Origin of the sequence: Shewanella fodinae, from assembly GCF_014651955.1 — a bacterium.
GTDB lineage: Bacteria > Pseudomonadota > Gammaproteobacteria > Enterobacterales > Shewanellaceae > Shewanella > Shewanella fodinae.
The window spans coordinates 49,709-63,502 of the sequence record NZ_BMXW01000008.1 but is presented as its reverse complement, the minus strand read 5'-3'; the positions used below and the strand labels follow the sequence as shown (position 1 = coordinate 63,502).

Here is a 13,794-nt window from a genome sequence, read left to right as displayed (position 1 = left end):
CTCAGGATAATTTGGTTCGTTCGGGTGCATATCTATAGAACATTGTTGCTATAGCGCAGTATGTGGGTGTTTAGTTGGGGGTTTGTATGAGTTTGTATCATCCCAGTTTCGAGCGGGAAAACTGTGGATTCGGTCTGATCGCGCAGATGGATGGTGAAGCCAGCCACCGCATTGTGCGTACAGCCATTCATGGTCTTGACCGAATGAAACATCGAGGAGGGATCGCCGCGGATGGGCGCACCGGCGATGGTTGTGGTTTGCTTATGCAAATGCCCGTCAGTTTTTTTGAAGCCGTTGCTGCCGAGGAAGGCTGGCATCTCAGCCGCAAGTTTGCGGTGGGAATGTTGTTTCTAAGTCAGGACGAAGAGCAGGCTGCAACTGCCAAATATCTGACTGAAAAGGAACTTGAAAGAGAAACGCTCAGTATTGCTGGCTGGCGAAAAGTACCAGTTAATGGTGACGTTCTCGGTGAGATAGGTAAAGCCAGCGTGCCACAGATATGGCAGGTGTTGGTAAATGCCCCAGTCGGCTGGCGCATTGAAGATGTGGAACGTCGCTTGTATATGGCGCGACGGCGTCTTGAAAAACAACTACTTGATGACAAAGATTTTTATGTTGCCAGTTTGTCGGCTCAGGTTATCGTTTACAAAGGTCTGATGATGCCAGCCGACTTGCCGACTTTCTATTCGGACCTGGCAGACATGCGCTTACAAAGTGCCATCTGTCTATTTCACCAACGTTTTTCCACCAATACGTCCCCCAAATGGCCACTGGCGCAACCTTTTCGCTTTCTTGCCCACAATGGTGAAATCAACACCATTACCGGTAACCGCCAATGGGCGCGAGCACGTGCTTACAAATTCAATTCCCCGTTATTGCCGGATCTACAGCAGGCGGCGCCATTTGTGAACGAAACTGGCTCAGATTCGTCATCGCTAGACAATATGCTGGAAATGCTGCTTGCAGGTGGTATGGATCTCTATCGTGCAATGCGCTTATTGATCCCACCAGCCTGGCAAAGCAACCCGGAAATGGATGAAGAGTTGAAAGCCTTCTATGACTTTAACTCCATGCATATGGAACCTTGGGATGGCCCTGCCGGTATTGTTATGACCGATGGCCGTCACGCGGCCTGCGCGGTGGACCGTAACGGCCTGCGCCCATCTCGCTACATCATTACTAAGGACCGCATCCTGACATTGGCGTCAGAAGTAGGAATTTGGGACTACGCCCCAGACGAAGTCATCGAAAAAGGTCGAGTCGGTCCGGGAGAATTACTGGTTCTGGACACAGTTCGCGGCCGTCTTTATCAGTCATTTGAGATTGATAATGACCTGAAACGCCGTCATCCCTACAAAGAATGGATGGCCAAAAACAGCCGCACGTTAGTGCCAGCCGAGGAACTTCCGGTAGCGCAGCTTGGGGTTAGTGAATTTGATGAGCAGACCCTGCTCAAATACCAAAAGATGTTTGGTTACACCCGCGAAGAGATGGAACAGATTATCTGGGTGCTCGCCAGTAAAGGAGAAGAAGCCATTGGCTCCATGGGCGATGACACGCCGATGGCGGTGCTATCGCGTAAACAGCGCACACTCTACGACTATTTCCGCCAGAAATTTGCGCAGGTCACTAACCCACCTATCGACCCCTTGCGGGAAAAACATGTGATGTCACTGGCGACCTGCATCGGTAAAGAACAGAACCTGTTCAATGAGACCACTGGGCATGCTTACCGGGTAATGTTTAACTCGCCAGTGTTGCTCTATAGCGATTTCCATCAGTTGCTTGGGCTTGACAGCACCTACTACCGAGCCAGCATCATAGATCTGGCATACAATCCCGATGAAGGGCTACACAACGCAATAAAACGTATCACCGACGAGGCCGAGAAACTGGCACGTAGCGGGACGACACTGGTGGTGCTGTCAGATCGTAATATCGCCAAAGAAACGCTGATTATCCCTATGGCAATGGCGGTAGGTTCAGTACAGCAGATGTTGGTCAGCAAAAGCTTGCGCTGCGATACTAATATTATCGTAGAAACCGGCAGCGTCCGTGACCCGCACCATTTTGCAGTATTGCTCGGATTTGGCGCTACAGCCATTTACCCCTATCTGGTATACGAAACCATTGCACAGTTGGCGAAGCAACATCAGCAAGATGAGATTGTGACCGCCATGCTCAACTATCGCTATGGCATCGAAAAAGGGCTGCGCAAGATTATCTCCAAAATGGGCATATCCACCGTTGCCTCATACCGTTGCAGCCAGTTGTTCGAAGCCATTGGTCTAGCCGATGAAGTGATTGAACAGTGCTTTAAAGGTGTGGTTAGTCGCATCCAAGGGGTAGGCTTTGCGGGGATTGAAGCCGATGTTAAACAACGCACTCAAGCAGCCTTCAGAGCACACCAACCTGTGGCTCAAGGCGGCTTACTGAAGTATGTGGAAGGCGGCGAATACCACGCATTCAATCCGGATGTGGTGAATACTCTGCAGACAGCGTTAAATCAGCAAGATTACGGATTGTACAAGCAGTTTGCCAAATTGGTCGATGAGCGACCAGTGACCACCTTTCGCGACCTGATGCGCATCCAAGGAGATAAACCATCGCTGACATTAGCCGAGGTCGAACCTGATAAAAATCTTTATCAGCGGTTTGACACCGCAGCAATGAGTATCGGTGCACTGAGTCCTGAAGCTCACGAAGCATTGGCAATCGCCATGAACCGTTTGGGAGGCCGTTCTAACTCTGGGGAAGGTGGTGAAGACCCACGCCGCTTTAACACTGAACGTAACTCCGCCATTAAGCAGATTGCGTCTGGCCGTTTTGGTGTTACCGCCCACTATTTGATCAATGCCGATGTCTTACAGATCAAAGTTGCGCAAGGGGCAAAACCAGGGGAAGGCGGTCAGTTACCTGGACATAAAGTCAGCGTGGAAATTGCCACTTTGCGCTATTCACGCCCTGGGGTAACGCTGATTTCACCGCCACCACATCATGACATCTACTCAATTGAAGATTTGGCACAGCTGATTTTCGATCTGAAACAGATCAACCCCAAAGCAATGATCTCCGTAAAACTGGTATCTGAACCGGGCATCGGTACCATTGCTACCGGGGTTGCCAAGGCTTATGCCGATATGATCACAGTTGCCGGATACGACGGTGGCACAGGCGCTAGTCCGCTGACATCTGTTAAATATGCCGGCAGTCCCTGGGAACTGGGGTTATCGGAAGTACATCAGTCATTGGTACAGAATGGGCTTCGCCATAAAATCCGCCTGCAGGTGGATGGTGGGCTCAAAACCGGCACAGATGTGATTAAAGCCGCACTGCTGGGGGCTGAAAGTTTTGGTTTTGGCACGGTACCGATGATTGCACTTGGCTGCCGTTATCTGCGTATTTGCCATCTCAATAACTGCGCAACTGGCGTAGCGACTCAGGATCAGAAATTACGCGATAAGCACTTCCACGGTTTACCGGAACGCGTCATGACTTACTTCCAGTTTGTCGCAGAAGAAGTTCGGGAATGGATGGCCAAACTGGGTGTGTCCCGCTTTGAAGATCTGGTAGGCCATACTGAATGGTTGCAACTGTTAGCGGGTGATACCGATAAACAACAGGGGTTAGATTTATCACCGATTCTCTACCGTCCTGAAGTACGTGCCACAACCGCTCTCACCTGGCGAGAACTGAACGAGCCCGCTGACCAAGGTTTGCTTAATCAGGAATTACTGACGAAATGTAGCGAGTTGGTGGATAAAGGTGACGGCTTTGATGCTTGTTTCACAATTAACAACACTGACCGTTCCGTGGGAGCAGCCTTATCTGGCTACATTGCCGGTAAATGGGGCCTCAAAGGTTGTCCGCAGCCGCTACAAATCCGTTTTAATGGCAGTGCAGGTCAGAGTTTTGGCGTCTGGAACAGCCCTGGGCTGGAACTATCACTTTGTGGCGATGCCAATGATTATGTGGGCAAAGGGATGTCGGGTGGCAAGCTCAGTATCTATCCACCACACAGCAGTCCGTTTAAATCTGAGCGCAGCGCCATCATTGGCAACACCTGCTTGTACGGCGCCACCGGTGGTAAGTTATATGCTGCTGGCCGTGCGGGTGAGCGTTTTGCGGTGCGCAATTCCGGTGCGTTGGCGGTAGTTGAAGGCGTGGGCGACAACGGCTGTGAATATATGACTGGCGGCATAGTGGTCGTGTTGGGAACTACTGGCGTCAATTTCGGCGCGGGGATGACCGGCGGTTTTGCCTATGTCTTTGACCAGTTTGGCCGCTTTGGTCGGCGCGTTAACAAAGAGATGGTTGAGTTATTAAAAGTTGACGCTCCCATCCATCAACAGCACCTCAAAAGTCTGATTGAAGACCATGTGGCCGAAACTGGCAGTGAACATGCAAAAGCCATTCTGCATGACTTTGAGAACTGGCTGGATTGTTTTGTGCTGGTCAAACCCAAAAATATTGCAGCGGCAGATCTGCTTAAAGCAAATTTGCCCAGCCCTGAACTAGCAGTTAAAGCGGGGTAATGAGTCAATGAGTAACAACTTTCAGTTTATTGAAGTAGACCGTGTCGATCCTGACAAGCAGCCAACAGCGCTGCGAAAGACACAGTTTATCGAGATTTACCAGCCCTTTACTCAGCAGCAAGTCAGCCAACAAGCAGACCGCTGTCTGGATTGTGGCAACCCATACTGTGAATGGCGCTGCCCGTTGCATAATTACATTCCTAACTGGCTAGATCTCGCCAAACAGGGGCGGATTATGGAAGCGGCAGAGCTAGTGCATGAGACCAATACCTTGCCGGAAGTTTGTGGCCGGGTATGTCCGCAGGATAGACTCTGCGAAGGTTCCTGCACCCTCAATGCTGAATATGGTGCAGTCACTATCGGTAATGTTGAAAAATATATTACCGATACCGCGATTGCTCAGGGATGGCGTCCCGACATGAGCCAAGTGATCGCACGCAAAGAGCGGGTAGCGATTATTGGTGCCGGTCCCGCTGGCCTTGGCTGTGCCGATATCTTGGCCCGTAACGGCGTAAAAGCGGTGGTTTACGACCGCTATCAGCAAATTGGCGGTTTGCTCACTTATGGTATCCCTGCCTTCAAGCTGGACAAATCTGTCATGGAAACCCGCCGTAAAGTGATGGAAGGCATGGGAATCGAATTCCGGCTTGGCACTGAAGTTGGCAAAGACGTAGCGTTCAACGAATTACTGGATGAATACGATGCGGTATTTCTAGGAATGGGAACCTACAGCGCCATGACTTCAGGTCTGCCGGGAGAAGATGCTCACGGTGTTATTCAAGCACTGCCCTATCTCGTCGCCAACACGAAAAAATTGTTAGGTGAAACCGATCCGCAGCAACCATACATCAATTTGCAGGGGCAGAAGGTCGTGGTGCTTGGCGGCGGCGATACCGCCATGGACTGTGTGCGTACCGCCATCCGTCAGGGCGCGGCATCAGTTACCTGTGCTTATCGTCGTGACGAAGCAAATATGCCCGGCTCACGTCGCGAAGTGAAAAACGCCCGAGAAGAGGGTGTAGAGTTTCTATTTAATCGGCAACCGACAGCCATTAAAACCGACGACGGTAAGGTCGTTGGCATTGAATGTGTGGAGACCCAGATGGGCGCTGCCGACAGTAGTGAACGTCGCCGTGCCGAACCCATTGCTGGCAGTGAACAGTTATTGCCAGCCGATGCGGTGATCATCGCCTTTGGATTTCAGCCCAGCCCGGCTAGCTGGTTTGCCGATTACGGCATTGAAGTCGATCAGTGGCAACGGGTTAAAGCCCCCAAAGACAGTGACACCCCATTTCAAACCAGCAATCCGAAGGTGTTTGCTGGTGGCGATATGGTGCGTGGCTCAGATTTGGTGGTTACCGCCATCGCCGAAGGCCGTGAAGCCGCACGAGGTATCCTCAACTTCTTCGATTAGCAACAAGGCCTATTTTTCTCCCTATTGCGCATCCGCATTACCGCGATGCGCATTTTTTTGTGGCCGCCATTCACTATGGTATATTGAGCCGTTTTTCTATCTGAATTAATAAAGGTTTATCCATGAAGATTGGGATCATCGGCGCGATGGAGCCGGAAGTTGCACACCTGATTGCCGAACTGCAGAGTCCACACACTGTCACCCTCGGAGCGGTGGAATTTGTCAGTGGCCGACTGGCGGGTAAGGACGTTGTTATCACTCGCTCAGGAATTGGCAAAGTAGCCGCAGCGGTGGCAACCAGCCTGCTCATCGAAAAATTTGCCGTTGATGCGGTTATCAACACCGGTTCAGCTGGTGGTTTTGTGGATGAACTGAATATCGGTGACATCGTCATTTCCAACGAACTGCGTTATCACGATGTTGATGTCACCGCCTTTGGTTATGAAATGGGTCAAATGGCACAACAACCTGCGGCCTTTATCGCGGATACCAAGCTGGTTGCTGCCGCCAAACAGGCCGTCGTCGGCTTAGGTGAAGTGCAAGCGGTTACCGGTCAGATCTGCACGGGAGATAGTTTTATCTGCGATCCTGAGCGCACTGCTATCATGCGTCAGCATTTCCCGCAAATGGCCGCATGCGAAATGGAAGGCGCTGCAGTTGCGCAGGTGTGCCATCAGTTTAAGGTGCCCTTTGTGGTGATCCGTTCACTGTCTGACAATGCCAACAACAATTCACCAGTCGACTTTGATGCTTACCTCGTAAAAGCGGGCAAGCATTCGGCGTTGATGGTGATTGGCATGTTACATCACCTCTGAGCCAAACTGATGCTGGCGACCTTTATCAATAAGTTGCTGACTGAAGATGGCGAATTACTGCGTTATTTCGCCACGATGCTGGTGCCATTACTGGCGATAAAACTGCTGCCACTGCCAGCGCATTTTCAGCCATTACTATGGTTGGGAGAACTGGCAAATGCGCTTGCGGCGAAAGTGCTGCATACCAACCGTGCGGCCAACCAACAGGCACTGGCGGGGATATTAGCATTACTGCTACTGATATTACCCTTTTGGGTAATTAGCTCACTGCTGTTATATCTGGCGGTATATCCGTGGTTTTTTGAAATGCTGCTCCTCTATTTTTGTCTGCAGGATCTGCGCTTTGTTGGCGTTGCAGCTGAGATCAGTCAGTCTTTAAAAGCACAAGACAAAGTGCTCGCCAGAAGTCGGTTGTCGTCTTGGGTCGCCCGTGATACCGAGGAGTTGTCTGAAACAGGTATTGCCAAAACCACCATTGAAACGCTGGTGACGATGCCCGCTTATCGACTGCTGGCAAGTTTGCTGGCTTATATATTATTTGGTGCTCCGGTTTGTTTGCTGCTCGCCATGCTGTGGCAACTACAGCAACGCTGGTGGCCACAAGCCCCCCGCTACCGTTATTTCAGTCAACCATTAAGTTGGGCTAATCAGATGTTGTTCTGGCTACCCTCATGGCTATGGCGATTCTCTTTGGCGATTAACGGAGGCTTACCCTGGCTGTTTAAACGCTTCCCTGTTGTGCAGAACCCTGAACTTAACAGCTACCAGCAACTATATGCTTTAAGCGCAGCGATGCTGCATATTGAGCTGGGAGGACCACAAAAATACACAGGCAACAAGATCAATAGCAACCGTTATCGTTTTGGTAGCTTGCCGTTAGCGGCTGATATTGACCGCGCTCGTAGTCTGGTAAAAGCTGCAATGGCCTTCTGGTTAATTTTGCTCTGTGCCATTCCTGTGATTTGGGTAGTTCTACGCTGGTTTCACGCCCATTAAAAGCTTCATATAATACGTTTGTCGTTTTATGGAATTCAGGAGAGATATCGTGCTGGAACAAATGTCTATATCGCTGACCACTCCAGCGCTGTTATTCCCGGCGATTTCGCTGCTACTGCTGGCATATACCAACCGTTTTTTCTCGCTGGCAGCACTGATCCGCAGCCTCAGCGCAGCGGAAAAGCCAGTAGCCAGTGAACAACTGAAAAATCTGCGACGGCGGATTGTGATCATCAGACGCATGCAGGAAGCTGGCGTTTCCAGTTTCGCCTTATGCGTGCTATGTATGATACTGATTTATCTGGGGTTCAATCAGGCTGGTTCGCTGGTTTTTGGTGGCAGTCTGCTGCTTCTGTTGTATTCATTGGTTCTATCCGTGCTGGAAATTCGTATTTCAGTGGATGCACTTAACATCCATTTGCAACAAATGGATGATATTTAAACATTGCGACGCAGTGTTGCCGCCGTTTTACCCAAGATTGACCGTTGCTGACATTTCCCTGTGCCCTGAGGGTTGATTCGCTCTAGAGCACAAGGCATTATGCCAAAACCCTCCGGATTTCTGCTGATGGTATTTTTTATACAGTCCGGACGACACTATCCGCAACGGTATCTATGTCGCAGCATCTTGTATCAACAATTGTCCGGAAGAGAAAATAGTTTGCGTTATCTGTGGTTGATTTTAGTCATGATAGCTTTCCCTTTGTTGGCGGATAACAGTGAAATGCCGCGAGAACAACAGATGGCCATGAGCTATATCGACGCCTACACCAATCACGATTATCAGAAGCTGGAAACCTTTTACAACCGTGACAGTGTTTTTATTGATGTCACAGCAGGCCGCAGTTACACCGGCTCTCGCCATATCATAGAATTTCTAGAACGGGCACATCGTGGCGTATTGGAATACGAATTCAACATCGAGCATATGTTCAACTCGGGGTCATTAGTGGTCATGATAGGTAACTATCACTTCAAAGGCCCGGGAGAGCAGTTCGGTAAACCCGGGAAAATTATCGATATCGCTATCCCTGGCGTCACTACCCTCAATCTGGATATGTTGAATCACCGGGTAATCAAACATCAAGATTTCATTGACTACCAGACGATGGCAGACCAACTAGCAGTTCAGTAAGCGCTGAAGGAACTCTTTCATTCAACAGCAGTCCCAATAGACAGGAGAGACTACCTAAATAGCTCGCGTTGTATGAAAGAAAGAGGTGTTCATGGGGCGTTTTTTAACCGGCGTAATCTTAGGTTTGTTGCTACTTTACTGTGGTAAGGCGGCCGCCACGTTGGAAACAATCGCTCATCAGGCATTACCAGAAGCGCCGATGGTGCTATCTTACGCAACGCAGCCCGTCAATCATTTCAATAAGACCTTGGCACAAGCGCAGCAACAGCAGGTTGCCTGGAGTCACGACCCCAAGCTCATCAGCCAACAATATGCAGGCGCTAGTTTCGAACTGGTGAAATCAAAAGAGTATCAAGGACAAGTCATCACCTACAGTGTCAGGCCGCCTAAACTTGGTCATCCACAGCTGTTATTGATCTTAGCGTTGGACAAAAAAGCCGGTAATTGGGAACTGCATAAAGCCCGCTTGAGTTGGCGTTGCAGTAAAGATGATTTTTTTAGCACCAAGCACTGTAAAGCCAATGCGATTGACTCGACAGAACCCTAGAAAAAACAAAGGGCCAGTTGGCCCTTTGTGGTCGCAAAACATTATCGTTAACCCACGGTGACCTTGGCAAACTTGCGCTTACCCACCTGAAATACGGCAGTCACACCAGCCGCAAAGTGTTGTTTGCCGTCATCCAACCGTTCACCATCCATCTTCACCGCGCCTTGCTTAATCATGCGCAGGGCTTCAGATGTAGACGCCACCAGCCCGGCATCTTTCAGCAGATTAGCCACCGCAACACCTTCAGCCCCGGCAGTCACAGTGATCTCTTCGATATCCTCCGGCAAGGCACCTTTTTGGAAACGGTCGATAAATGCCTGATGTGCGGCCTCGGCAGCGGTCTCACTATGGAAACGGGCAATGATCTCTTTTGCCAACAAGATCTTGATATCACGAGGATTAGCACCGTTGCTCACATCTGTCTTAAACCGTTCGATTTCGCCCAAAGGACGGAATGACAACAACTCAAAATAACGCCACATCAGTTCATCAGAGATAGACATCAGTTTACCGAACATCTCATCAGGGGCTTCGCTAACACCGATATAGTTACCCGCAGACTTGGACATTTTCTTAACGCCATCCAGCCCTTCCAGCAACGGCATCATAATGACGGCTTGTGGCTTTTGTCCTTCAGCCTTTTGCAGTTCACGGCCCATCAGCAGATTAAACTTCTGATCGGTGCCACCCAATTCCACATCGGCATGCAGCGCGACAGAGTCATAGCCCTGCAACAAGGGGTACATAAATTCGTGGATGGCAATTGATTGGCCCGCAGCGTAACGCTTTTTAAAATCGTCCCGTTCCATCATGCGGGCGACAGTCTGTCGCGATGCCAAGCGGATCATCCCTGCCGCGCCGAGTTGCTCCAGCCAACTAGAATTAAACACAATACGGGTTTTCGCCGGGTCAAGGATCTTATACACCTGCTCTTTATAGGTTTCGGCATTGGCCAATACCTGTTCCCGCGTCAGCGGTGGTCGAGTACTATTTTTACCACTTGGATCCCCCACCATACCGGTGAAATCACCGATGAGGAAAATCACCTCATGACCAAGTTCCTGGAAAGTGCGCAGCTTATTCAGGATTACTGTGTGTCCCAGATGAATATCGGGTGCGGTTGGGTCAGCACCGAGTTTAATCTTCAGCGGACGCCCTTCTTGCAGTTTTTCAACCAGATCAGATTCCAGCAGAATTTCGTCAGTACCGCGTTTAATCTCCGCCATTACCTGCGCTAAATCAGCCATTTTGCCAACAACTCCCAAGGCACTTCAAAATCAAAGAGACTTATGTTACTTGTTAGCCAGCCTAATTTAAAGTGTGTAAACTGGTGCGTAATGCCCAAGTTTGACGATTTGGTACCGGGGTCAATGGCAAAACTTATAACACTGTTCCAACTACTGCCGAAAAAACACCAGATTCTGCTCTGTATTCTCGTTGTCTTCGCTTTTATCGTACTGATATTTCCCGTTGATGATGCCTCGGCTTCGCGCCAAACACCTGCGACTAACAGCAATATCCGCTACGAGGTGCCACTGGCATTCCGTACGCCAGCGGCACCAGCAGCGGTAGAAACGTCTGAGAGTGGCGTGCCAGAGGAGTCTGAAGCCGCAGCCGAAGCCATCACAGAAGAAATCACCGACGAAACCCAACAGGCGCTTGAGCCGAAAACCGATACAGAACCCAGTGCAATGGCCGAGCTGGAACATTTTGATATCAAGCAAGGCGACACGCTGGCTGCAGTGTTTAACCGAGCACAACTAAGTGCGCGAGAAGTCTATGACATTACTCAACTGCCGCTGGCAAAACAGAACTTAATCAAAATCATGCCGGGTGAAGAGATCATCATTGGTAAAGATAGCAGTGGCGCATTGCAGGAACTGCGCTACCAGATAGATGCTATCTCTACCCTGATCATTTTAAAGAATGGTGAGGGTTATCAAGCCAAAGTGACCAACAAAGATGTGGAAAACCGGCAGCAGTTTGTCAGTGCCGAAATCAAAAGTAATTTCTGGAACGCTGGGGTAGATGCTGGACTGACCCCGGCGCAGATCATGCAATTGGCAACCATCTTTGGCTGGGATGTGGATTTTGCATTGGATCTGCGTGCTGGCGACAGCTTTGCCCTAGTCTATGAACAGGAATATGCCGATGGTCAGTTTTTACGCAACGGTAATATTATGGCGGCAGAATTCATCAACCAAGGCCAGCGTTATACTGCCGTGCGTTATTCCGATGGTAACTATTATTCAGCGGATGGCCGCAGCATGCGTAAAGCCTTCTTGCGCTCACCGGTCGACTTTAAGTATGTGAGCTCTAACTTTAACCCCAAGCGTCTGCATCCGGTTACCGGATTGGTGCGGCCCCACCGGGGCGTAGATTATGTAGCCACCATTGGTACCCCCATAAAAGCTGCCGGTGACGGCAAAGTGATTGAAGCCAGTTACAACCAGTACAATGGTAATTATGTGTTCATCAAACACAATGACACCTATACCACTAAGTATCTGCATTTAAACAAACGCAAAGTCAAACGCGGCGATAACATCAAACAAGGGCAAATTATCGGGACGTTAGGGCGCACAGGCCGGGTAACCGGCGCCCATCTGCATTATGAATTTATCGTCAACGGCACCCACCGCAATCCACGCACCGTTGACTTGCCGAAGGCTTTGCCTATCGCCACCAAAGAAAAAGCTAAATTTATGGCTATCAGTAATCAGCTCATGGCAACCATAGCCCATAATCAACAGATCAGAATTGCCAGACAATAACGGAAATATGCACATGAAAACCGCTTATTACATCGGACTGATGTCAGGCACCAGCATGGATGGCGTAGATGCTGCACTGGTGGATTTTTCGGGAAACCAACCTAAACTGGTGGCCCACCATACAGAGGATTATCCCGAGCATCTGTATAAAGGGCTACAGCGGTTGTGCCAACCCGGCAACGATGAAATTAATCGCCTGGGTCGCCTGGACCGCACGGTTGGGAAAATATTTGCGCAAGCAGTTACTCAACTGCTAGCAAAAGCACAGATTCCGGCCTCAGAGATTATCGCGATCGGCAGCCACGGTCAGACCGTCAGACACATGCCCAATTTAGAGGTCGGTTTTACTTTGCAAATAGGCGATCCCAATACTATTGCAGCGGAAACCGGCATCGATGTTATTGCCGACTTTCGCCGCAAAGATATCGCGCTGGGAGGACAAGGTGCCCCACTTGTTCCCGCATTCCATCAACAGGTTTTTGCCGAAGCTGGCGTTACACGAGTGATCCTCAACATTGGTGGTATAGGTAATGTGACTTATCTGCCGGGAGACAGCCGCCAAGTGCTAGGATTTGATACCGGTCCCGGCAACACACTAATCGATGCGTGGATCCAACAGGTGAAACAGCAACCATTCGATCGCGATGGTCTATGGGCCGCCAGCGGCACCACCCATCAAGGATTATTGCAGCAACTACTGTCTCATCCCTATTTCTCACAAGCCTATCCCAAAAGTACCGGGCGCGAGCTGTTCAACCAAGCATGGCTGGAACAACAGTTGTCAGAGTTTGGACAATTGAGTGAAGAGGATATCCAGTCAACACTACTAGATTTGAGCTGCCATAGCATTGCCAATGACATTCGCAAACTATGCACTAGTGGTGAGGTTTACGTCTGCGGCGGTGGTGCCCTGAATAAAACACTGATGCAACGGCTGGCGGCGCTATTACCGCAACACCATTTACTGTCGACTGCCGCGCTGGGCGTAGATCCCAAATGGGTCGAGGGTATTGCCTTTGCTTGGCTGGCACTACGCCATGTTGAAGGTTTACCCGCCAACCTGCCAGCGGTCACTGGCGCATCCAGAGAAGCGGTGCTGGGTGCTAGATTTCCAGCAAAATAATATGGCAGAGGCTTTATCATCTCACACCACAGTGGTAGCATGCGCCGCCTCAACAGTTGACAGGACCGAATGCAGTGAAAGCTGAAACATCCACGAAAAAAACACCTAAAATGTCACCGGACAAACGCTTTGACTATATGATTGAGCAAGTCCGTGAGAAAAAAGAGTTATGGGTGTTACATGACGATAATGGCTGCGTAATGCTGACCACTGAGGACGAAGACTGTATTCCGGTTTGGCCGAGCGAAGAAGCCGCTAGAGAGTGGGCCCAGGAAGATTGGCAGGATTGTCAGCCGTTGTCTGTTAGCCTATGGGACTGGCAGGAACGTTGGACTCCTGGGATGGCCGACGATGACTTGCTGGTTGCTGTATTCCCGCTGGTTGACGATCTGGGAGTGGTAGTATCACCTTACGAGTTCGACGAAACCCTTTCGCCTAAAAAATCACACTGAGTT

Annotated in this window: 11 protein-coding genes; 10 read left to right on the top strand and 1 reads right to left on the bottom strand. The window is 50.0% G+C overall.

The window, feature by feature from the left end:
• Nucleotides 1-86: 86 nt before the first annotated feature.
• From gltB to IE064_RS09110, 7 genes are all read left to right on the top strand, one after another.
• On the top strand, nt 87-4,535 hold the full coding sequence (gltB, locus tag IE064_RS09140; protein WP_189617560.1) for a glutamate synthase large subunit: 4,449 nt from the start codon (nt 87-89) through the stop codon (nt 4,533-4,535).
• 7 nt (nt 4,536-4,542) lie between these two features.
• Complete coding sequence (locus tag IE064_RS09135; protein ID WP_189617559.1) at nt 4,543-5,949, top strand: glutamate synthase small subunit GltD family protein; 1,407 nt, start codon at nt 4,543-4,545, stop codon at nt 5,947-5,949.
• Nucleotides 5,950-6,071: 122 nt separating this feature from the next.
• Nucleotides 6,072-6,764, top strand: a complete 693-nt coding sequence (locus IE064_RS09130; RefSeq protein WP_189617558.1) for a 5'-methylthioadenosine/adenosylhomocysteine nucleosidase — start codon at nt 6,072-6,074, stop codon at nt 6,762-6,764.
• Nucleotides 6,765-6,773: 9 nt separating this feature from the next.
• Nucleotides 6,774-7,760, top strand: coding sequence for a cobalamin biosynthesis protein (locus IE064_RS09125; RefSeq protein ID WP_189617557.1), 987 nt, complete (start codon nt 6,774-6,776; stop codon nt 7,758-7,760).
• Nucleotides 7,761-7,821: 61 nt separating this feature from the next.
• Nucleotides 7,822-8,202 (top strand): DUF2721 domain-containing protein, encoded by a 381-nt coding sequence (locus tag IE064_RS09120; RefSeq protein WP_133038165.1) that lies wholly within the window; start codon nt 7,822-7,824, stop codon nt 8,200-8,202.
• A gap of 219 nt (nt 8,203-8,421) precedes the next feature.
• The gene (locus tag IE064_RS09115; RefSeq protein WP_373295257.1) at nt 8,422-8,895 is read left to right on the top strand and encodes a nuclear transport factor 2 family protein; all 474 of its coding nucleotides are present in this window, start codon (nt 8,422-8,424) and stop codon (nt 8,893-8,895) included.
• 91 nt (nt 8,896-8,986) lie between these two features.
• Nucleotides 8,987-9,442: a hypothetical protein gene (locus tag IE064_RS09110; protein WP_189617556.1), complete on the top strand. Its 456-nt coding sequence runs from the start codon at nt 8,987-8,989 to the stop codon at nt 9,440-9,442.
• A gap of 47 nt (nt 9,443-9,489) precedes the next feature.
• On the opposite strand, the gene tyrS is transcribed toward IE064_RS09110, so the two are convergent.
• Entirely contained in the window at nt 9,490-10,689 is a 1,200-nt protein-coding gene (gene tyrS / locus IE064_RS09105; protein ID WP_189617555.1) for a tyrosine--tRNA ligase, read from the bottom strand.
• A gap of 123 nt (nt 10,690-10,812) precedes the next feature.
• On the opposite strand from tyrS, the gene IE064_RS09100 reads away from it, so the two are divergent.
• From IE064_RS09100 to IE064_RS09090, 3 genes are all read left to right on the top strand, one after another.
• Nucleotides 10,813-12,216, top strand: coding sequence for a peptidoglycan DD-metalloendopeptidase family protein (locus IE064_RS09100; protein ID WP_189617554.1), 1,404 nt, complete (start codon nt 10,813-10,815; stop codon nt 12,214-12,216).
• A gap of 13 nt (nt 12,217-12,229) precedes the next feature.
• On the top strand, nt 12,230-13,339 hold the full coding sequence (locus IE064_RS09095; RefSeq protein WP_189617553.1) for an anhydro-N-acetylmuramic acid kinase: 1,110 nt from the start codon (nt 12,230-12,232) through the stop codon (nt 13,337-13,339).
• Between the two features lie 110 nt (nt 13,340-13,449).
• Entirely contained in the window at nt 13,450-13,791 is a 342-nt protein-coding gene (locus tag IE064_RS09090; protein ID WP_133038164.1) for a DUF2750 domain-containing protein, read from the top strand.
• Nucleotides 13,792-13,794 lie beyond the last annotated feature (3 nt).

Bases quoted from the DNA above. Each gene is read 5' to 3' on its own strand.
- gltB (WP_189617560.1), top strand. From the start codon at position 87: ATGAGTTTGTATCATCCCAGTTTCGAGCGGGAAAACTGTGGATTCGGT.
- IE064_RS09135 (WP_189617559.1), top strand. From the start codon at position 4,543: ATGAGTAACAACTTTCAGTTTATTGAAGTAGACCGTGTCGATCCTGAC.
- IE064_RS09130 (WP_189617558.1), top strand. From the start codon at position 6,072: ATGAAGATTGGGATCATCGGCGCGATGGAGCCGGAAGTTGCACACCTG.
- IE064_RS09125 (WP_189617557.1), top strand. From the start codon at position 6,774: ATGCTGGCGACCTTTATCAATAAGTTGCTGACTGAAGATGGCGAATTA.
- IE064_RS09120 (WP_133038165.1), top strand. From the start codon at position 7,822: ATGTCTATATCGCTGACCACTCCAGCGCTGTTATTCCCGGCGATTTCG.
- IE064_RS09110 (WP_189617556.1), top strand. From the start codon at position 8,987: ATGGGGCGTTTTTTAACCGGCGTAATCTTAGGTTTGTTGCTACTTTAC.
- tyrS (WP_189617555.1), bottom strand. From the start codon at position 10,689: ATGGCTGATTTAGCGCAGGTAATGGCGGAGATTAAACGCGGTACTGAC.
- IE064_RS09100 (WP_189617554.1), top strand. From the start codon at position 10,813: ATGGCAAAACTTATAACACTGTTCCAACTACTGCCGAAAAAACACCAG.
- IE064_RS09095 (WP_189617553.1), top strand. From the start codon at position 12,230: ATGAAAACCGCTTATTACATCGGACTGATGTCAGGCACCAGCATGGAT.
- IE064_RS09090 (WP_133038164.1), top strand. From the start codon at position 13,450: ATGTCACCGGACAAACGCTTTGACTATATGATTGAGCAAGTCCGTGAG.